Annotated in this window: 20 protein-coding genes and 1 pseudogene; 12 read left to right on the forward strand and 9 right to left on the reverse strand. The window is 65.2% G+C overall.

Going from position 1 to position 19,476, the window contains the following annotated elements:
* Nucleotides 1-80: 80 nt before the first annotated feature.
* Nucleotides 81-332: pseudogene (locus HYG77_RS39740) on the forward strand (hypothetical protein); the annotation flags it as partial.
* A 724-nt stretch (nt 333-1,056) separates the two neighbouring features.
* Nucleotides 1,057-1,449 (forward strand): hypothetical protein, encoded by a 393-nt coding sequence (locus tag HYG77_RS21445; RefSeq protein ID WP_208960533.1) that lies wholly within the window; start codon nt 1,057-1,059, stop codon nt 1,447-1,449.
* Between the two features lie 77 nt (nt 1,450-1,526).
* Here HYG77_RS21445 and HYG77_RS21450 read toward each other — a convergent pair whose 3' ends face one another.
* Nucleotides 1,527-2,327 (reverse strand): MBL fold metallo-hydrolase, encoded by an 801-nt coding sequence (locus tag HYG77_RS21450; RefSeq protein ID WP_208960534.1) that lies wholly within the window; start codon nt 2,325-2,327, stop codon nt 1,527-1,529.
* A gap of 34 nt (nt 2,328-2,361) precedes the next feature.
* Here HYG77_RS21450 and HYG77_RS21455 point away from each other — a divergent pair, with 34 nt between their 5' ends.
* From HYG77_RS21455 to HYG77_RS21475, 5 genes are all read left to right on the forward strand, one after another.
* A complete protein-coding gene (locus HYG77_RS21455) occupies nt 2,362-4,395 on the forward strand; it encodes a phage holin family protein (protein WP_208960535.1) in 2,034 nt (677 codons plus the stop codon).
* A 79-nt stretch (nt 4,396-4,474) separates the two neighbouring features.
* On the forward strand, nt 4,475-4,927 hold the full coding sequence (locus HYG77_RS21460; RefSeq protein ID WP_208960536.1) for a DUF6325 family protein: 453 nt from the start codon (nt 4,475-4,477) through the stop codon (nt 4,925-4,927).
* Nucleotides 4,928-4,958: 31 nt separating this feature from the next.
* Nucleotides 4,959-5,240 (forward strand): SHOCT domain-containing protein, encoded by a 282-nt coding sequence (locus HYG77_RS21465; RefSeq protein ID WP_208960537.1) that lies wholly within the window; start codon nt 4,959-4,961, stop codon nt 5,238-5,240.
* A 30-nt stretch (nt 5,241-5,270) separates the two neighbouring features.
* The gene (locus tag HYG77_RS21470) at nt 5,271-5,648 is read left to right on the forward strand and encodes an SHOCT domain-containing protein (protein WP_208960538.1); all 378 of its coding nucleotides are present in this window, start codon (nt 5,271-5,273) and stop codon (nt 5,646-5,648) included.
* A gap of 152 nt (nt 5,649-5,800) precedes the next feature.
* Nucleotides 5,801-7,516, forward strand: coding sequence for an alpha/beta-hydrolase family protein (locus tag HYG77_RS21475; RefSeq protein ID WP_208960539.1), 1,716 nt, complete (start codon nt 5,801-5,803; stop codon nt 7,514-7,516).
* A 22-nt stretch (nt 7,517-7,538) separates the two neighbouring features.
* Here the strand turns inward: HYG77_RS21475 and HYG77_RS21480 are convergent, their stop codons facing one another.
* The 6 genes from HYG77_RS21480 to HYG77_RS21505 form a co-directional block, all read right to left on the reverse strand.
* Complete coding sequence (locus tag HYG77_RS21480) at nt 7,539-9,110, reverse strand: long-chain fatty acid--CoA ligase (RefSeq protein ID WP_208960540.1); 1,572 nt, start codon at nt 9,108-9,110, stop codon at nt 7,539-7,541.
* Between the two features lie 38 nt (nt 9,111-9,148).
* Nucleotides 9,149-9,736: an alpha/beta hydrolase gene (locus tag HYG77_RS21485; RefSeq protein ID WP_208960541.1), complete on the reverse strand. Its 588-nt coding sequence runs from the start codon at nt 9,734-9,736 to the stop codon at nt 9,149-9,151.
* Nucleotides 9,737-9,752: 16 nt separating this feature from the next.
* Nucleotides 9,753-11,081, reverse strand: coding sequence for an MFS transporter (locus HYG77_RS21490; RefSeq protein WP_208960542.1), 1,329 nt, complete (start codon nt 11,079-11,081; stop codon nt 9,753-9,755).
* Between the two features lie 108 nt (nt 11,082-11,189).
* On the reverse strand, nt 11,190-12,242 hold the full coding sequence (locus HYG77_RS21495) for a 3-keto-5-aminohexanoate cleavage protein (protein WP_208960543.1): 1,053 nt from the start codon (nt 12,240-12,242) through the stop codon (nt 11,190-11,192).
* Between the two features lie 49 nt (nt 12,243-12,291).
* Nucleotides 12,292-13,206 carry a TauD/TfdA family dioxygenase gene (locus tag HYG77_RS21500; protein ID WP_208960544.1) on the reverse strand — a complete coding sequence of 305 codons (915 nt, stop codon included), beginning with the start codon at nt 13,204-13,206 and terminating at the stop codon, nt 12,292-12,294.
* 37 nt (nt 13,207-13,243) lie between these two features.
* A complete protein-coding gene (locus HYG77_RS21505) occupies nt 13,244-14,218 on the reverse strand; it encodes a quinone oxidoreductase (protein WP_208960545.1) in 975 nt (324 codons plus the stop codon).
* Between the two features lie 202 nt (nt 14,219-14,420).
* Here HYG77_RS21505 and HYG77_RS21510 point away from each other — a divergent pair, with 202 nt between their 5' ends.
* From HYG77_RS21510 to HYG77_RS21520, 3 genes are all read left to right on the forward strand, one after another.
* Nucleotides 14,421-15,431 (forward strand): AraC family transcriptional regulator, encoded by a 1,011-nt coding sequence (locus HYG77_RS21510; protein WP_208960546.1) that lies wholly within the window; start codon nt 14,421-14,423, stop codon nt 15,429-15,431.
* A 156-nt stretch (nt 15,432-15,587) separates the two neighbouring features.
* Nucleotides 15,588-16,409, forward strand: a complete 822-nt coding sequence (locus HYG77_RS21515) for a class II glutamine amidotransferase (protein ID WP_208960547.1) — start codon at nt 15,588-15,590, stop codon at nt 16,407-16,409.
* Between the two features lie 64 nt (nt 16,410-16,473).
* Nucleotides 16,474-16,836 carry a PH domain-containing protein gene (locus tag HYG77_RS21520; RefSeq protein ID WP_208960548.1) on the forward strand — a complete coding sequence of 121 codons (363 nt, stop codon included), beginning with the start codon at nt 16,474-16,476 and terminating at the stop codon, nt 16,834-16,836.
* 57 nt (nt 16,837-16,893) lie between these two features.
* Here the strand turns inward: HYG77_RS21520 and HYG77_RS39745 are convergent, their stop codons facing one another.
* Nucleotides 16,894-17,031 carry a hypothetical protein gene (locus HYG77_RS39745; RefSeq protein WP_244373011.1) on the reverse strand — a complete coding sequence of 46 codons (138 nt, stop codon included), beginning with the start codon at nt 17,029-17,031 and terminating at the stop codon, nt 16,894-16,896.
* A 414-nt stretch (nt 17,032-17,445) separates the two neighbouring features.
* Complete coding sequence (locus tag HYG77_RS21530; protein WP_109333145.1) at nt 17,446-17,820, reverse strand: hypothetical protein; 375 nt, start codon at nt 17,818-17,820, stop codon at nt 17,446-17,448.
* Nucleotides 17,821-18,209: 389 nt separating this feature from the next.
* Here HYG77_RS21530 and HYG77_RS21535 point away from each other — a divergent pair, with 389 nt between their 5' ends.
* A complete protein-coding gene (locus HYG77_RS21535; protein WP_208960549.1) occupies nt 18,210-18,773 on the forward strand; it encodes a helix-turn-helix domain-containing protein in 564 nt (187 codons plus the stop codon).
* Complete coding sequence (locus HYG77_RS21540; protein WP_348273563.1) at nt 18,763-19,356, forward strand: PIN domain-containing protein; 594 nt, start codon at nt 18,763-18,765, stop codon at nt 19,354-19,356. The genes HYG77_RS21535 and HYG77_RS21540 overlap by 11 nt, the downstream gene beginning before the upstream one ends.
* Nucleotides 19,357-19,476: the final 120 nt, after the last annotated feature.

A 19,476-nucleotide genomic window follows, 5' to 3' on the forward strand; every position in this document is an offset into this window, starting at 1 on the left:
CACGAGTCGGCCTACCGTCGACGAAATCTCTGTTGCGCAAAATTACTCCCGATGCACCGTGCGGGATGCGATGATGAGGCATGCGCCGCCATCGTTGGCCGGCTCTCGCACCACCCGCAGATCGGGGCCTTCCCGTACAGGCCCCGATGCTGATCGCCGCGGAGAATGACCTGACCCTGGAGCTGTCCGCAGTCACTGCGTTCGCGTCTGGATTGCTGCTGCAACTGGCGATGAAGGTCACCGGGATTCGTGCCGAGTTCGCCCGATACGAAACCCGTCCCCTGACCGACCCCCACGACTGGTCGGCGCGGTGGTCCTATCTGGCCGTCCGGCCTCGATTGTCGTCGCTCTCGGCCCCAGCTCGTATCCCACCGCCTCCGAATCCGGTGCGGGAAAACAACCGGCGGAGTCGAAGATGCCTAGGCCGACCCGCATCCACACTGAGGCAGAATGAGTCGAAGTGATATCGAAAAGAGTCCCCGCCGGCCCGACGTAGCGGGACAATTCTTCTCATGGACGACAAGGAGAGACAAAATATCGACGTCGTCCGAATACGGCTGACTCAGCGTTTCCCAAACCTCGACCCGGGGGTGGTCGAGGATCTGATCGAGGCAACTCTTCACCGGTTCGACGGATGTCGCATCCGGGACTTCGTCCCGCTCCTGGTCGAACGAGCAGCCACGCGCACGCTCGAAGCCACATACAGCCGTACACCGACCCTTGCGACGGAACCCGTGCTCGCAACCGAAACTTCCGCTATTTCACCTGCCGAGCCAGTGACACGATCGGTGACGACCAGCGGGAAAGTGTGGGGTGTGTTCGTCCGTCGTTCACCACGCCTGTCGTAATTGGGGAACGAAGAGTTGTCGAGGGGCGCGGGGCATGTCGAGTGGGATTCCGCATTCTGCCGCGAATGCAACAGGCTGCGGAAGATAATTGTGGTACCGGTACATCGTAACTCTGGAAGGGTCAGCCATGTCCGATCGTAGCTTTGGAGTCAATCCAGCGAGTTCTGAGTATCCCTCCGGCAAACAGAGTTTCGCGGCAGGTACGTCGATGGCGGCCGCCGTCATCATGGTCACCGTCGGCATCATCCAGTTCTTCCAAGGCATCGCGGCGGTCGCCGAAGACGAAGTATTCGTCAGCGGCATCAATTACGTCTACAAATTCGACCTCACCACCTGGGGCTGGATCCACATCATTCTCGGCGTCATCGTCGCGATCGTCGGCCTCGCCCTCTTCACAGGTGCGGGGTGGGCCAGAGTGTCGGCTATCATCGTCGCGGCCGTCTCGATATTGGCGAACTTTCTGTGGCTGCCCTACTACCCGGGTTGGTCACTGTTGATTATCGCACTCGACGTGGTCATCATCTGGGCTGTCTCGACGTGGAATCCGGAGAGGGAGATAAGAGACGCGAACCTGAGCGATACAGGCACTGCCACTAGATGATTAGACCAGACTGATCAGGTAGTGGAGCTCGTCTTTTATCAAGGGATTCGCCGTTCGCGAGGTTATCGACCCGATAGTTACACGCTCTGGATTCCCGGCTCGCCGAGTTCGTCACCAGGGCGCAACTCCGCCGTTGCTATGCCCTCCCGGACGGCGTGGTGGACGAACTCGGCGCCGGGACCCAAGAACAGGCGGGGGCGGACGGCGTCGAGGCCGATGGGCCACAGCGTGCCGTAGTGGATGGGTACAGCCAGTCCTGCCTGCACCAGACGCGCGACGACCGCGGCCCGTGGTGGATCGAGGTGACCCTTACCGAGTGTCGGGCCCCAGCCCCCGACGGGTAGTAACGCGAGATCTACCGGGCCGACATGGTCGGCGAGATTCGGGTATAGGTCGGTGTCGCCCGCGAAGTAGGTGCGCCGGTCTCCTTCGACGACATACCCGAGTGCCGGCGCAAGCTGCGGGCCGCGTCGCCAGCGCCGGCCGTCGTGTCGGGCGGGGACGGCGCGCACCGTTACTCTTCCTATCTTTACCTGTTCGCCGGGCCGCAGCGGTAGCAGGCGGTCGGCGAACTCGCGCAGCGCGGGCAGGCCGTCGACCGCACGCCACGGCGCCACGATCGGTACGTCCGGATCGAGCAACCGCAGCGACGGCAGGTGGGTGTGGTCGGCGTGCAGGTGCGAGAGCACAACGGCATCCGGGTGTCGCACCTTCACGCCACTCGGCGTGGGGCCTGTGCGGCGGCGCAAGTGGGCGACGCGGTCGGTCAGCACCGGATCGGTCAGGATGACCGTCCCGCGGTCCATTATCAATGCGCTGGCATGTCCGAGCCAGCGCAGACGAAATGCCTCGTCATCCGGCCCCGTCATTGCGCTCATACCCCTTACGATTCCAGATGACGAAGGAGCTGCGATGCGCACGGTGAGCGGTGTGGTGCGAGTGTTCGTCGAGTTCCTCGTGCTCTGGTGGTCGTCAGCGCTCGCGATCGTCGTCCTCGACCGCGTCCTCGGCGGGGTTTCGCTCGACGGGTCGAGTTTCACTCCGCTGCCGACCCTGCCGGCTGCGCTGGTTCTCGCGTTGGTGTTCGGCGTACTCAGTGCCGCGCTGTGGCCGGTGATGATGTGGCTGATGTCGTGGATCGGTCCGGTGCTGCTGTTCGTCGGGGTGTTCCTTGCCGGTGGTGTGATCATGCTGTTGGCGCTGTATTTGGTACCGGTCGCGGTAGTGGACCAACCGCGCGATGCGTTCGTCCTCGCAGCGCTGCTCTCGTTGTTCACCTCCGTGGTGTCGGGTGCTATCGCGTCGCGCTCCGATACCGCCTACCGAGTGATGCAGGTGCGTCGTCAGCGTTTTCGGCTGCGGCGCAACGTCGTCCTCGGGAACGCGTCCCCGGGGCTGTTGTGCATCCAAATCGACGGCCTCGGTTACGACGTGCTGCGTCGCGCGATCGCTGACGGCGTCACGCCGGGACTGGCGAAGTTGGTGCGCCACACGCACAGGCTGCGGCCCTGGCACACGGATTGGAGCAGTCAGACGGGTGCCACCCAGCTGGGCGTGCTGCACGGTTCCAACCACAACGTGCCGGCGTTTCGTTGGTACGACAAGGCGACCGGGCACATTTCGGTGTTCAGCAATCCGGCCGACAACGAGCAGCGCGAACTCGAAAGAACAGACATCCCCGGCCTGCTGGCACACGACGGTGCGAGCCGCGGCAACCTGTTCACCGGCGGCGCGAACGACAACGTCCTCGTCGTCAGCCGCATGCGCGGTGCGCGACTCGGCGGCGGTGCCGGCTACAGCGACTATTTCGCCGATCCGGCGAGTGCACTGCGCACGTCGCTACGAATGTTCGGCGAGGTGCAACGGGAACTACGCCAGGCACTGCGACAAAAGCGCAAGGACATTCAACCGCGGGTGCCGCGGGGCGGCGTTTATCCGTTCGTGCGGGCGTTCGCGACCGTGCTTGCCACCGACGTTTCCGTCGCCGCAGTGGTCGGCGATCTGATCAAGGGACGCAGCGTCGTCTACATCGACCTGATCGGCTACGACGAGGTATCGCACCACTCCGGCATCTCCCGGCCCGAGACCCTCGCGGTGCTGTCCAAACTCGACGACATCGTCGAAATGCTGCTCGCCGTCGTGGAACAGGCCGAGCGGCCCTACCGCGTCGTCGTGCTGTCCGATCACGGGCAGAGCCAGGGCGCGACCTTTCTGCAACGCTACGGGGAAACACTGGGGCAATTGGTCGTCCGGCTTGGTACACAGCGAGAACCGACCGCGGTCAAGCGTCACTGGTACGAGCGCGAACCCGACGTCTCCGCCCAACCCGGGGCGGAGGGGCGCGGCTACGCCGCGGCAAGCGTGCACGCACCGACGGCCGGCGAGGAGGCGCACGCTCCCGCCGGCGAGCCGATCGTGCTCGGCTCGGGCAACCTCGGTCTGATCTACTTCCCGGACCTGCCCGGACGGGCCGATGTCAACGCCATCGAGGCCGCACATCCCGGGTTGCTCACCGGGCTGCGCGACCATCCCGGGATCGGTTTTCTGCTCGTGGCCGCCCCTGGCGGGTCCGTCGTGCTCGGGCCCCACGGCCAGGTCGACGTGACAACAGGGGAGGTCACCGGGCAGAACCCGCTCGCGGTGATGGGCCCTGACGCGCTGGAGAAGGTGCGCCGCACCGACAACTTCGACAACGTTGCCGACATCATGGTCGGCGGCGCGTACTGGCCCGACACCGACGAGGTCGCGGCGTTCGAGGAGCAGGTCGGCTCGCACGGCGGCATGGGAGGACCGCAAAGCACCCCGTTTCTCATCTATCCAGCAGACCTGCCCGCACCGCCCGACCCGCTGCGCGGCGCCGAGGCCGTGCACAAGGTGCTCGTCGGATGGCGGGACCTCTCCCTCGCGGGCGGGCAGCAGACACTCACAGGCGAGGTCGTGCTCTAGCGCCGTCGTCCCCTGCGGGCGATACTGAGATGACGCCCTGCGCGGCTGTCGCTGCCGTCTTCAGAAGAGAGGTCTCGCAGTGAATGACACCGATTTCGACGAACTCGGGCCCATCGACTATCTCGTCGTGGAGTTCCCCAGTGATCGGCAACCCGACGGATCGGCGCTTCCTCATTTGATCGACCTGGTCGAGCGAAACATCATCCGGGTGTTCGATCTGGTCTTCGTCCGTAAGGAAACCGACGGATCGATATCCGGTATCGAGATCGAGGATCTCGGATTCGAGGGCGGCGTAGACGTGACGCTGTTCGCGGAGGCGGCGACGGGCCTGGTCGACCCAACGGACCTCGAGGAGGCGGCCGCCGTACTACAGCCAGGTTGTTCCGGAGCGATCCTGGTGTACGAGAATCGTTGGGCCGCACCGTTCGCCTCGGCACTGCGGCGCGAGGGCGCCCAGCTCGTCGCGTCCGGGCGCATCCCCGTCCAAGGCATTCTGGCAGCGCTCGACGCACTCGATGAAACCACCGGCTGACGCACCGAATACTCGAAAGCGGAGGAATATCATGCCAGGACTTCTACGCGGGATGGCCCGGACCGCCGTCGTGGCGGGCACCGCGACCGCCGTCTCCAACCGGGTATCGCGACGGCAGGGACAGCGATGGGCGGCGAACCAGCCTGCACCACCGCAAGAAGCGGCGCCACTTCCTGCGTCGAGTCAGCCCGCACCGCCCTCCGGTGGCATGGATCGCATTGCCGCCCTGAAGCAACTCGGCGAACTCCGCGATCAGGGAGTTCTCACCGAGGAGGAGTTCAACGCAGAGAAGGCCAAAATCCTGGCGTCCTGATCGCAACCTCGAGTGGACGGAGTCCTGAAAATGGAAGGCTTTTGGGAATTTTTCTGGTTCATCTTCGTCTGTTTCGCCTTTGCGGCGTACCTGACGGTGCTGTTTTCGATCATTACTGATTTGTTCCGAGACCATGAAACTTCGGGGTGGGTGAAGGCGATCTGGATTTTCTTCCTGTTCATCATTCCCTTCCTGTCGGCGCTGATCTACCTGATCGTCAGGAGTGACGGGATGGCGAAGCGATCGATGGCCGCTGCCCAGCAGGTCAAACAGGCGCAGGACTCCTATATCCGGGACGTCGCGGGACAGTCGCCCGCCCAGCAGATCGCGGATGCCAAGGCGCTGCTCGACTCCGGGACGATTACCGATGCCGAGTTCCAGGCGATCAAGGCGAAGACGCTGGCCTAGATTCGGTGGGTAGTGCCGGCATCACGGGAATGTCCGTGATGGCGATTTCTCGCTCGATTCGATAGGTCCGGACCCTTGCATGACGGAGAATAGTAGATAGCGGACGACGTAAATCCGAGAGTTCGCCCGTCATGGAGAGGACGCGACGAGCCATGGCGACCGATGTGATCGACAGTGCACCCGGACGCGACACCGGTGCCGTGCGGCCGCCCGGGCATCGACGCTGGCTTCCGGACAGGTACGCATTCGGCGGCCTGGTGATCGCAGTACTGTTCGTGTGGCTGTCGTTGACGCCGACGCTTCTGCCTCGGGGGCCGTTCTTCCAGGGACTGGTTACCGGTGTGTCGGCTGCAATCGGTTACGCCGTCGGGTTTCTCGGCTCTAAGTTCGTGCGTTATCTCGTGCGGCGGGAGGCGTCGGACCATGTGAAGACGATGGTTCGCCGGACGGCGGCGGTCATCGGTCTCGTCGGAACCGCAGTGATGTTGGTGTGGTTCGGCAACTGGCAGGACCAACTCCGGGAAATCATGAGCGCCGCGCCCTTCCCGTGGTGGGGTTATCTCGTCATGGGGATCGTGGCGTTGCTGGTGTATGTCGGGTTGGTTGCCACGGCCCGGGTACTGCTGCGGGCCGTGCGGTGGGTCGAACGCAAGATCAGCCGTGTGGTACCCCGGCGTATCTCGGCGACCGTGATCGGAGTAGTGGTCGTAGCGCTGGTATTCGCACTGGTCAATGGGGCTGCGGTTCGCGCGATCATGTCGGGCCTGAATACTTCATTCGCCGCCGTCAACCAGGAGACCAAGGCCGGCGACGAGCCACCCACGTCACCGCTGCGTTCGGGCGGGCCGGAGTCGCTGGTGACGTGGGATTCACTGGGACGGCAGGGTCGCTCGTTCATTTCGCGTGGCCCGTCCGTCGAAGACTTGTCCGCGTTCAACGGCGGTCGAGCCGCGGTGGAGCCGATACGAACCTACGCGGGGCTCGCCAGCGGCGGTGACTCGATCCGCGAGAACGCCGAGGTGGCGGCGGACGAACTTGAACGCGCCGGCGGGTTCGATCGTGCGGTGGTGGGCGTGGCGACCACGACCGGCACCGGGTGGATCAACGAAAGTCTCGTGTCCTCGTTGGAGTACATGTACAACGGCGATACCGCGATGGTCGGGTTGCAGTACTCCTATCTCCCCAGTTGGCTGTCCTTCCTCGTCGACAAGGAGCGTGCCCACCAGGCCGGGGAGGCATTGTTCGACGCCGTGTACGACAAATGGAAGAAGTTGCCACCGGAGTCCCGTCCCAAGCTGGTCGTGATGGGTGAGAGCCTCGGCTCCTTCGGTGGCGAGAGCGCATTCGGCAACGTCGACGACGTCGAGGCCCGCACCGACGGTGTGCTGTTCACCGGACCACCGAATGCGAACGAGATCTGGACCGATGTCACCACGAACCGCGATCCGGGCTCACCCGAATGGCTCCCGGTCTACGAGCGGGGCGAAACGGTGCGCTTCGGGGCGCGGGCGTCGGAGGATCTGCCGCGCCCCGATGCTCCGTGGGGGCAACCGCGGATGGTCTATTTGCAGCACCCGTCGGATCCGATCGTCTGGTGGTCACCGGAGTTGTTACTGCGCGAACCGGACTGGCTGAAGGAGGAGCGCGGTTACGACGTTCTCGACAGCACGCAGTGGTTCCCGTTCGTGACGTTCTTCCAGGTCGCGGCGGACATGGCGGTGTCCACAGGTGTGCCGGACGGACACGGACATTCGTACGTCGTCGACATTGCCGATGCGTGGAGTGCGATCCTGCCGCCCGACGGCTGGACTTCGGCGGACAACGAGCGCCTGCGGACCGAGCTCGCCGAGATGGGTGCCGACGGTTGACTGTCTGTTGACGCGCTCTGTATCAGATCCCGGCTCCGGCGCGGTCGAGTTCGCGTTTGAGAATTTTGCCGGTGGCGGTCATCGGCAGGGCGGTGACGAATTCGACGGTGCGCGGGTACTTGTAACTCGCCATCTGCTGCTTGGCCCAGGCGATCAGCTCGTCTGCGGTGACCTGTGCGCCGGGTTCGAGGATGACGTACGCCTTGATCTCCTCGCCGTGGCTGTCGTCGGGGACACCGACGACGGCGGCGAGGGAGACGGCGTCGTGGCCGAGGAGGACCTCCTCGATCTCGCGGGGGTACACGTTGAATCCGCCGCGCACGATCAAATCCTTGGCCCGGTCGACGATGTAATAGAAGCCGTCGTCGTCGACGCGGGCGAGGTCACCGGTCCGGAACCAGCCGTCACGCAGCACTTCCGCGGTGGCGTCCGGTCGGTTGTAGTACCCCTTCATGACGTTGTGGCCACGCAACGCGATCTCGCCGATCCTGTCGGCTCCGGTGACGGTGTTCCAGTCCTGGTCGACAAGCCGGGCCTCGATTCCCCACACGGGGACGCCGATCGACCCGGGCCGTGGATCACGTCCGGGGTCGCTGAAGGTCGCGAGGGGTGATGTCTCGGACAGTCCGTACCCCTCGAGGATCTGCACCCCGAAGCGGTCGGCGAACCGGGTGAGAATTTCCACGGGCAGCGCGGCGCCACCGGAGATGGCGAGGCGCATGTTGGCGGCGATGCCGCCGATGTCGGCGGGGTGTTCGTCGAGGGCGTCGAGCAGACCCCAGTACATGGTGGGCACGCCCGCGAAGACGGTGATGTTCTCCCTTTCGATGAGGTCGAGTGCGGCGGCGGCCTCGAACCGGGGCAGTAGCACGAGGGTCGCCCCCACCGAGATTCCGGCGTTGAGGGTGACGGTCTGGCCGAACGAGTGGAACAGCGGCAACGTCACCAGGTAGCGGTCGTGGGTGGTAGGTGTGCTGGCGAACAGGCGGTTGGCAGTCAACGCATTGAGCACCATGTTGGCGTGGGTGAGTTCGGCGCCCTTGGGTTTGCCGGTGGTCCCGCTGGTGTAGAGGATGACGGCGGTGTCGCCGGGTTCGCGGACGAGGGTCTCGAAGGCGGTGTTGTGGGACGCCATGGCGTCGGCCAGTGTGCCGATGCCGTCGATCGTCACGGGTGCGTCCGGGTCGGTGGTGATGCGGAACATGCTGCGGCAGTGCGGACTTTGCGCGAATGCGCAGCGACCGTACTCGCCCATCGGCAGGTCGGAAGTGCCGTCGTAGCAGAAATACGCCTTGGCGTCGGAATCGGCGAGGTGATAGGCAATCTCGCGTTCCTTGAGTAACACGTTGAGTGGCACGACCACCGTACCGGCTTTGAGGATGCCGTAGTAGACGACGGGGAACTGCGGGATGTTGGGGCAGGAGAGAGCAACCTTGTCGCCGGGTTCTACGCCCGCAGACACCAGCAGGTTCGCGACCTGGTCGGATCGGGCGTCGAGATCGGCGTAGGACATCCGCTCGTCGCCGAGAATCAGGGCGTCACGGTGGGGGAATCGGCGGGCGGAGTCTTCGAGAAGTACGGAGAGGTTCAGCACGGGACACTTTCTCGGAGTGGGAAGGTGGGCGATGCGCGCTAAGACAGCGCGGCGGCGGCCGTCGAGTCGATCAACTCCCGGAGCAACTCCTCGGCGTACGGCCAATACCCGTAGCCGGCGGCGGGATTGAGGTGACCGACGGCTCCGAGGTCGACGAGCCGGCTGCCCCACGACTCGGCCATTCCGGCGACCCGACGGAAGCGAGCCATCGGATCGTTGGTGCTGGCGGCGACGACGCTGGGGAACGGAAGCCGGCGCCGGGGGACGGGCTCCCAGCCACCCTGCTCGAGGTCGTCGGGGGTGGGATACCCCGCGGGCAGTGGTTCCTCGAGGTCCGGTGGGGTGGCGAGCAGGGCGCCCTGGACCGGGCGGGTGGGCCGCTGTGCCCAGTGGACGGTGATTGCGACTCCCGCACTGTGCGCGACCAGGACTACCGGCCCGTCGATGCCGGTGAGGACGTCGTCGAGTGCCGCGATCCGGGCAGCCAGGCTTAACGTGTCGCGTTCGAGCGGCGGCACCGTCCGCACGGTGTCGAGTCTCTCGGCGAGCATCGTCTGCCAGTGGTCGGCGACGTGGTCGCGCAGTCCGGGAACGATCACCACGGTCGGTGAGGTGGATGTAGTCACGAGTGGCTCCGGATTCCTATGAGGTGGCGGTGAGGGCGGCGAGCTTGCGGCGTCCGGCCGGGTAGGCGCGCTTGCCGAGGAGAAGGGCGACGATCGCGACGATGTAGATGAGGGGTGCTATCTGTAATGCGGTGACAAGCCCGAAGCGGTCGGCCAGCACCCCGACGACGAACGGGCCCAGCGCCAGTCCGAGAAGGTTGTTTGCCAGTGTGAGGGTGCCGAAGGCCGACGCACGCACCGACGAGTGGGTGAGGTTCGCGACCATGGCGGCGATGGGACCGGATGAGCCGGCGGAGAAGAAGGCGCCAATGCCGATCAGCACCAATTGAACTGTTCCGGACGGCATCTGGAAGCCGGTGCCGAGGAAGACGAGAGAGATTACGCCGAAGGCCACCGCGGTAGTCCATTTTCGCGCGGGATCGTTGCGACTGACGCGGTCGGTGATGATGCCGCACACCACCATGCCGCTACCGACGAGGAGGACGAATATCGACGCCATCGCGCCGGCCTTGTCGAGTGCGAGGCCGTAGGAGCGGTTGAAGAAGCTGGGCAGCCAAGCCAGCAGGACACCCGCGGTGAACATCTGGAGACCACCACCGATGTAGGCGAACACGACGGCGGGGGTGGTGAACAGGCTCGAGATCGGCGCTCGGTATCCCGTAGGACCGGGTGTGTCGGCCGGGTCGTCGTCGGCCGCATGGTGAGCGAGTTTTCGTTCGGTGACGAGAGCCCGGAAGAGGGCGACGAGCATGAGCCCGAAGACCGCCATAGCAGCGAACGACCAGCGCCAGCCGAGGTTGACGGCGATCACACCACCGAGAGCGACGCCGATCACGGACCCGAACGATCCGCCGCCCATGAAGGCGCCGCTGAGCGTGGAGTGCACTCTCGGGGCGAACACGCTGAGGACGACGGCGATGCCGACGCTGCCGTAGGCGGCCTCACCCACGCCGACGAGGAATCGGGCTCCGAGCATCTGCTCGTAGCTGCTTGCTACCGCACAGAGCAGCGTGGCGATGCTCCAGAGCACGGCCATCAGCACAAGGCTTTTCACCCGGCCCCACCGGTCGGCCAGCAGCGACAGCGGGAGCGTCAGCAGGCCGACCATCAGTGCGACGATGCTGCTGAGCGACGCCAGCTGTGAATCGGTCAGCGTCCATTCGGTTTTGAGGATCGGAAATACGGCACTGAGGACTTGGCGGGACATGTAGTCCGACAGCAGCAGACCGAAGGTGAGTGCGAAGACGATCCAGGGATAGAACCGGGACCGGGAGGCCGGTGCGGTCTTCTCGGTAGTGGTCTTCGGGATGGTGGTGTTCGGGGCGGTGGTGGCAGGCAGTCCCATGAGGCCTCCTATGGCGGACAGGAGTGATAAAAGGGGTGGGGAGAGAGCGAACGGCGATCTGCTCGGCTCTCTCCCCGGTCACGATGCGAGATCCCTCGACACCGACACTCAGGCGTGCTGGGTGAAGCCGAGCTGTCCCGGCCGGCGGCTGGGCGCGAATCCGATCTTCGCGAGGGTCTCCTCGGCGTCGGCGTACCGCTCGTCGAGCTTGTAGATCTCGCGGGCCTCCTTGCCGGTGGCGACCTCGCGGCCGAGTTCACCGGCGATGCGGACGAGTTGCTCGATTTGCTGGACGGAGGTGATCTTCTCGCCTCGGCGACCCCAGATGGTGTCCTCGTTGCCGCAGCGGGCGTGCAGGCCCATGGCGATCGCCATGGTGTTCATCGGGAGCACGCTGCGCATCAGGGTTTCGAGGGTGAGCACGGCGCCGTCCGGGGTTCGGCGGATGAACTCCATCATGTTGTAGGGGTTGGGGCCGTCGAATCCGCCGCCGATGCCGACCCAGGTGACCATCAGCGGGCCGGTGTACACGCCGCGCCGAATGAGGCGTTCGACGGTTTCGAGCTGGGCTACATTGGCGAGCTGGAAGTGCGGTTGAATTCCTGCGGCCTGCAGGCGCTTCAGGTGCTCCTCCACCCACGACGGTCCGGCGGGGACGACCATCTCACGGTACGCGTCGGCGATCTCCGGACGTAGGAACGAGGTGCCGGCGATGTCGTCGGCGGTCATCAACTCCATGATGTTCATCTGGTTCGTGTTGATGGCGATGGTCACCTGGTCGGGCTTCGGGTCGAGTTCGGCGAGCATGTGCCGAGCGTCGTCGCTGAGCCACTTGGCGTCGGCGCCTTCACCTTCGGGTGCGAACGAGATGGAACCGCCCACCTGCAGGATCATGTCCGGTACGGCCTCCCGGAGGCGCCCGAGGAGTTCGTTGAACTTCGAGAGCCGCTTGGAGCCCTTGCCGTCGAGTTCGCGGACGTGGATATGCAGGACGGTGGCGCCGGCCTCGTAGCAGTCGACCGCCTGCTGGACGTGCTCGTCCATCGTGAGCGGCAGGTCTTCGCGGAAGTCGTCCGGCTCCCACTCGGGCCCGTACGGGGCGGCGGTGATGACCAGCTTCTCCTGGGTCTCGGGGAAGAGGGCGTCGTCGTGGAAGTGCATGGGTGTTCTCCGTTCGGGGGGTTTCGGATCAACAGGAATAGAGAAAGTTTCAGGAGGGCCGGTCGCCGACGATCCCGGCGCGTTCCATCTTGCGGACGGCGGGCCAGTAGTCCTGGACCGCGTAGTGCTGGGTGGATCGGTTGTCCCAGATCGCCACACTGTTCGGGGTCCACCGCCACCGCACCTGGTATTCGGGGATCGACGCCTGGCTGATCAGGTAATTGAGCAGGTTGCTGCTGCCGGGCGCGTAGTCGATGCCGTACCGGATGTGCTCGGGGGTGTGGTAGTTGACGAAGTGGGTCGCGAAAGCGTTGACGAACAAGATCTTTTCACCGGTCTCGGGGTGCGTGCGCACCACGGGGTGCTCGGCGTCGGGGAACCTGTCGTGCAGCGCGTGCCGCTGATCCGGCGGCTGCGCGGCACCGAACGACGCCTCGATGCTGTGCCGGGCGCGGAGCCCGCCGATCTGCTTCTTTACCGCGTCGGGCAGCTTCGTGTAGGCCAGGGCCATGTTCACCCAGATGGTGTCGCCGCCGACCGGGGGCGTCTCCACACAGCGGAGCACGCAACCCATCGGTGGGTTCTCCCGCCAGGTGGCGTCGCAGTGAAAAGCGTTCTCGTAGTGCTCGGCCGGGCTGTCGAGGTCCTTGTAAATCTGCACGAGCCCGGGATGATCCGGATCGCTGCCCGCGACGGGGTGATCCTCGAGCGGGCCGAACCGCTCGGCCAGCGCCACGTGCTCGGCGCGGGTCATGTCTTGGTCGCGGAGGAACAGGACCTTGTACTCGAGCAGCAGTTCCCGCAGTTCGGCGAACAGGGCATCGTCGCGGGCGGCGTCGCCGAGGTTCACGTCGAACAGTTCGGCGCCGATCGAGCAGGTCAGCGGTGCGATTCGGAAGGGCCCGGAAGGGGAGAGGATCGTGTGCGGTTCGGGCGAGTAGGTCAGTTGTGCGGTGTCGGTCATGGTGGTGTCTCCGTCGGGGTGAATGTGTGGCCCGCTGTCAGAGTCGGAACACGGAGGAGCCGATGCTGCGGCCGGATTCGAGATCGTGGTGTGCCTGGACGGCGTCGTCGAGCCCGTAGCTCTGGTTGATCTCGATCCGGATCCGGCCGGCCTCGACGTGTCCGAAGAGTTCACCGGCGAGTTCGGCGCGCTCTGCCGGGTCGGCGATATAGTCGGCGAGAGCGGGGCGGGTCACGAACAGTGAACCCCTGACTGCCAACTGCATCGCGTTGATCGGGGGAATCGGTCCGGACGCCGTTCCGAAGCACACCAGCAGTCCGCGCCGGGCGAGGCAGTCGAGCGAGGTCTGAAAGGTGGACTCGCCGATGCTGTCGTACACCACCGGGACGCCGGCGCCGCCGGTGATCTCGCGAACCCGCTCGGCGACGTTCTCCCGGGTGTAGACGATTACGTGCTCACATCCGTGGGCGCGGGCGATTGCCGCCTTCTCGTCGGTCGACACGGTGCCGATCACCTTGATGCCCAGCAGCTTTGCCCATTGCGTGAAGATCAGGCCGACGCCCCCGGCCGCCGCGTGCAGCAGCACGGTGTCGCCCGCCTTCAGCGGGTAGATGCGGCGCAGCAGGTATGCCGTGGTCAGACCCCGCATGGTCATCGCGGCCGCGGTGTCGAAGCGGATCGCCTGCGGCAGCGGGATCAGCGGTGCGGCCGGCATCACGCGTTCGGTGCTGTAGGCGCCGAGCGGGCTGCCCGTGTAGGTGACGCGGTCGCCGACCTGCACGTGGGTCACGCCGGAGCCGACCTCTTCGACGACACCGGCCGCCTCCACACCCATGCCTGCGGGCAGTTCGGCCGGGTAGAGGCCGGTGCGGAAGTAGGTGTCGGCGAAATTCAGTCCGACGGCCTCGTGCCGGATCCGGACTCCGTGGGGGCCGGGCTCTCCGACCTCGACGTTCTCCCACTTCATGACCTCCGGAGCGCCGTGCTCGTAGAACCGAACTGCCTGTGCCACAGTGTTTCTCCTCTTCGACGTGATGATCGGTGCGGTGCCGCGGCCGGACGCTCGCGGCCGGTTGACGGGGATGATCCGGTGTGGCGGATCACCTCTCCGCACCGCTTCTGTGATGCACCTAACAGTACGGCCACATTGGGCCGTACGCTTATCCTGACGGGACAGCCGGCCTATCATTCTGGGACAGGCATTCGGAGGTGGCATGAAACCCCTTGCGCGCTACGCGTCGCTGAACGGCTACCTGGAGCTGTGCCGGTCGCTCGGGATCGACCCGGCTCCGTTGATGAGATCCGCGGGTCTCGATCCGTCCGGCCTGGCACTACAGGACCGGTGGGTCCCGGCCGCGGCGATCGCGCGCCTCCTCGAGCAGTCGGTGGAGGCGTCCGGGCGCGAAGACTTCGGGGTACGCCTTGCCGAACGCAGACAGTTCTCCAACCTCGGCCCGCTCAGTCTCGTCGTCCGAGAAGAACCCGACGTCCGTAGTGCCCTGCGCGTGCTCACCCGGTATGCACACACGTACAACGAGGCGTTGCGGACGCGGATGTCCGAGGTGAACGGCCTGGTGACCCTCCGCATCGAACTCGATCTCGGGGAGGCGCTCGAGACTCGGCAGTCGATCGAACTCGCGGTCGGTGTGTTGCACCGGTTGCTGCGCGACTTCCTCGGCGGCGGCTGGAGACCCCTCACGGTGTGTTTTCCGCACACGGCGCCGGCCGACACGGCAACGCATCGGCGCTTGTTCGGTCCGGTCGTGACGTTCGAGAACGAGTTCGCCGGCATCGTCATCGAGGCGGCCGACCTGGACGCGACGAACAAGATGTCCGACCCGCTTCTCCGCCCCTACACGCAGCAGTTGCTGGACTCCTGGGAACCGGTGGACGACGTGACGATCGTGAGCCGGGTCCGCGAGTTGATCGAACTGCTGCTCCCCACCGGCCGCTGTTCCGTCGAGCAGGTGGCCCGCAGTCTGGGTGTGGATCGGAGGACGGTGCACCGCAGGCTCGCGGAGAGTGGGGAGTCGTTCTCGACGGTCCTCGACAGCACCCGCGCCGAGCTCGCCGAACGGATGGTGGCGAACCCTCGGCTGAGTCTCACCGAGATCGCGGACGTGCTCGCTTTCTCGGCGCCGAGCAACTTCTCACGATGGTTCAGCGGGCACTTCGGGGTCAGCCCCAGCCGTTGGCGGGCTCAGCGAACAGGTGAGCGCGGTTAGCCCATTGCTTCCGGGCCCAGGCCGGCGAAGGGGCGTCCGTTCAGGGTGCCGAGGTCGAGGCGCACCTCACAAGCACTAACCAGCTGTCGAAGAGGATTTCTCGGTTCCGGCCCCGCGGCCGGTGGCGAGTGCTTGGATTGAGGTATGTGCCGGTGGATGGCCTACTCGGGTGAACCGATCCTCGCGGAGGACCTGTTGTTCCGCCCTAAACACTCGCTGATCGATCAGAGTCTGCACTCACGTCTCGGGGCGACGACCACCAATGGTGACGGATTCGGTGTCGGCTGGTACGGCGAAGGTAGTGAGCCGGCGGTGTACAAGAACATCGAACCGGCCTGGAACGACAGCAACCTGCGGGAGATCGCCAGCCAGGTGCGAACGCGGATGTTGCTTGCTCACGTGCGGGCCTCGACAGGAACACCGGTGCAGCGCAGTAATTGTCACCCCTTCCGGCACGGGCGGTGGTTGTGGGTACACAACGGCGCCCTGCGGAGTTTCCACGAGGTCAGACGCGACCTGGTGATGGCCGTCGACCCGGCCTTGTTCCTCGACATCGAGGGTTCGACGGATTCGGAAACCTTGTTCTTCCTCGCCCTGACATTCGGCCTCGCCGACGATCCTTTCGGTGCGGTTGCCCGCGCGGTCGGCTTCGTCGAAGACGTCGGCCGTGCACACGGTGTCGACCATCCGGTGCAGATGACCGTCGCCACCACCGAGGGTGAATCGCTGTGGGTCTTCCGGTATTCGAGTGAACGGCAGTCGAGGTCGCTGTTCTTCTCCACCGAGATCGCGAAGTTGCGCGCACTGCACCCCGAAGTCGAGGTCCTGCACGAACTGGGAGGGGAGACCCGTTTTGTGGTCTCCGAACCCCTCCGCGACCTCGAAGGCGCGTGGAACGAGGTGCCCGAGTCCTCCGCCGGGGTCGTTCGACCCGGGCAGGACGAGATCCGCCCATTCGAGCCGATCTCACCCGGCTGAGTGCAGGGCCGCGCACGATCATTCTGAGAGAATGGACTTCCGCACCGACATCGAAGGAGTCGCCATGACTGAACCGATCTTCGACAAGTCGGAGCAGCTGAAGCAGGTCGAACAGGGAATCCTCCCTGGTGAGCAGATTATCGCCGTCTACGACTGCATCGGCGCGGGTACCGGCTTCCTCGGGATGACGAACCTGCGCGTCGTGATCCAGGACAAGAGTTTCGTCGGCAAGCGCACCGCGATCACGTCCATCCCCTACAAGCACATCCGATCGATCTCATTCCTCAGCAACAAGTCGTGGGCCGGCCAATTTTTCTCCTCCAGCAGCATCGCCCTCGCCGTCGCTGGGACCACATTCGAAGCCGACTTCCGCGGCGTCGACAAGGCCCACCACGTTCACACGGTGATCCTCGGCCACATCACGTGATGTCGCGGAAACTGTTAGATCTTCGACCTTGCAAGGTGACGTGCCTGGCGGCCGGGATCAATGCACCCGGAGCACGTCGCGCAGGGCTTGCGCTACGGCCGGATTGGCGACGTCGCCGTGGTCGGTGATCGTCGCGTTGGCCTGGAGATTGAAAACCTTGCTGTGCGTGAAGGTGTACTGGTGCGGAGGGGTCACCTTCCGTAAGTGTTGTTCTGTTCTGTTCTGTTCTGTCGAGTTCGGGTGTGTGTTGTGCGCCGTTGCGCCCCATCCCACCGTAGGGGTCGATCTGGTCGCCGAGGGCGTCTGCATTGTCGCGGGCGATGCGTGAGGCCAGGGGATAGGCGACGCCCACGGCGAGGTCATTCTTGGTGTGGGTGATGACGATCGACCCGTTGACACGGCGCTCGCCCGAGGACGGTACGGAAAGCGCCGTCATGCTGTCCGTCGAATCGTTGTGCCAGGCCGTTGTGGGAGGGAAGGATAGGCGGCTGCAGCTTGGCAAGCAGGGCGGTGTCGGGGCCGCCTCTGACGGCGGCGGCAACTCTCGGTGTCGCGTCACCGTTGTGCTCCGGCGGCGAGGGGGAACTCGGCGCCGGAGCCCGGCGGTGGTCAGATCCAGGGCATGTCGGGGTCGAGGGAATGGGAGATCACGCCGTCGTCGGGTTCGAGAGGGTAGTTCGCGGCGTGGTACGTGGCGCTGGAGTTGCCGAAGAGGTCGACGCCTCCCGGCTGGGTGAGTGAGGTGCCCGGCTCATAGAGTTCGACCTGCTCGGGGACGTCCTCGTCGGGGGCATCGCAGGCGACCATGGGCCACGCGTTGGCGCATCCGATGCGGTCGCGCACCTGGAAGGTGTGCGGGAACTTCGGTCCGGCGGCATCGGTGGGTACTGCTGCGGCGGTGGCACTCTGGGCCAGCACGGCACCGAAGGCGAGGGCGACGCCGGCTGCGGCTGCGGCTGCGGTGCGTGTTGTGGTCGAGGACATTCTGTGGCTCCTGAAGTTCGGGGTTTTGGTGTTCTCGGACGACTACTAGTTTTCGCCGGAAGCCGGCGTTCGATAACTCCCCGGAAGGGGGTGGTCGGTGACTCGGAGGGGGAAAGAAAGTACCCCTGGGAGGGGTTCCGCGGAGATCGAACAATGTCTGTTTCGGCTCGGCCGGCGGAGTGGCCGCTCGGGCCGTCGAGCGCGGTGATCACTGGTAGGGGTGCGGAGCACGGTCACGGGGACTTCGCTGACTTCGAGGCGTTGGTAGAGGTCAGCGCTTCCGTCTGCGCTGCCGTGCACCTGGAAGCGCAAGTGCGTGTTCACTCCATGTGTGCATTTTCGAAAGAATCGAAAGATGTTACGATTATTTCGAATGGAAGGGGTTCAGAATGGGTGCGCAGGCGTTGGATCAGCACACGTACCTGCCGCAGGCGGCAGAGGGCGCTGGGTTGGCGGAGGTGGTGGGGTTCCTCGATGCGCATGAGCGGCGACGCGGCGACCGGGTGGAGCCGCGGTATCTGTTGGTCGGTGCAGGTGAGCATGATCAGGTGGAGTTGCCGGCGGAGGTGCATGCGGCGCTCAAGCAGGTTGTGGCCGCATTGCAGGCCGGGCGTGCGGTGACGGTGGCGCCGCGGGCGACGATGTTGACGACGCAGCAGGCCGCGGATCTGCTGGCGGTGAGCCGGCCGACGGTGCGCCGGCTGATCGATGTGGGGGAGTTGCCGGCGGAGAAGGTCGGCACTCGGCATCGGCTGTTGTTGCGCGATGTGCTCGAGTATCAGCAGCAGCGCCGGGCCCGCCAGTACGAGGCGCTCGCCCAGACCGCTGTCGAGATCGATGACGAGGACGATCCGGCGATGGTGGCTGAGCAGTTGAAGATCGCGCGAAGGGCGGTCGCGGAGCGTCGGCGCACCCGCAGTGGGGGCGGGTCAACTGCGATGGGTGGTCGATAGGGCTGCCGGGGTGTTCGCAGCAGTTCTCGATACCTGTGTTCTCTGGCCGAGCCTGCAGCGGGACTTTCTGCTGTCCATGGCCGTTGAGGGCTTGTACCGGCCGTTGTGGTCGGAGGTAATTCTCGACGAGCTCGAATTCCATGAGGCCGCCAAGCTCGAACGACGCGGGCACAGTGCGGCGGCGGCGCAAGCGACTGGTGCGCGGCTCGTGGGGACGATGCGCGAGCACTTCGACGACGCCCTTGTGACTGGCTGGGAGCCGCTCGAGGGTACGTTCTCGCTGCCGGATTCTGACGATGAGCACGTCGTTGCGGCCGCCGTCGTCGGCGGAGCCGGGGTGATCGTCACGCTGAATCGGAGAGACTTTCCACCAGCCCGAATTCCGGGACACATCCAGGTGGTCTCGCCGGCGGAGTTTGCGGCCGATACGGTGTCGGTGTTACCGACTGCGGCGGCGCGGGCGGTCGAGATGCTTGCGACCCGCCTGGCGCGACCACCGATGACCGTGGACGAGGTCCTCGATCAGTTGGTGGCGCGTTACGGCATGGACGATGCGGTAACGCTGCTGCGTGATCGAGGCTGATTGCCATCCGAAAGTAGGCATAACGTGCTGGATTGAGCTGTGCCGCGGCGGCTTGGCCGCCCTGCTCAGCTAGCCAGTCACTCAGCGTTTCATCAATGGCGTTGCCTCTGTTGGACTGCT

Source organism: Rhodococcus sp. ZPP (assembly GCF_017656075.1).
Classification (GTDB): Bacteria; Actinomycetota; Actinomycetes; order Mycobacteriales; family Mycobacteriaceae; genus Rhodococcus_F; species Rhodococcus_F oxybenzonivorans.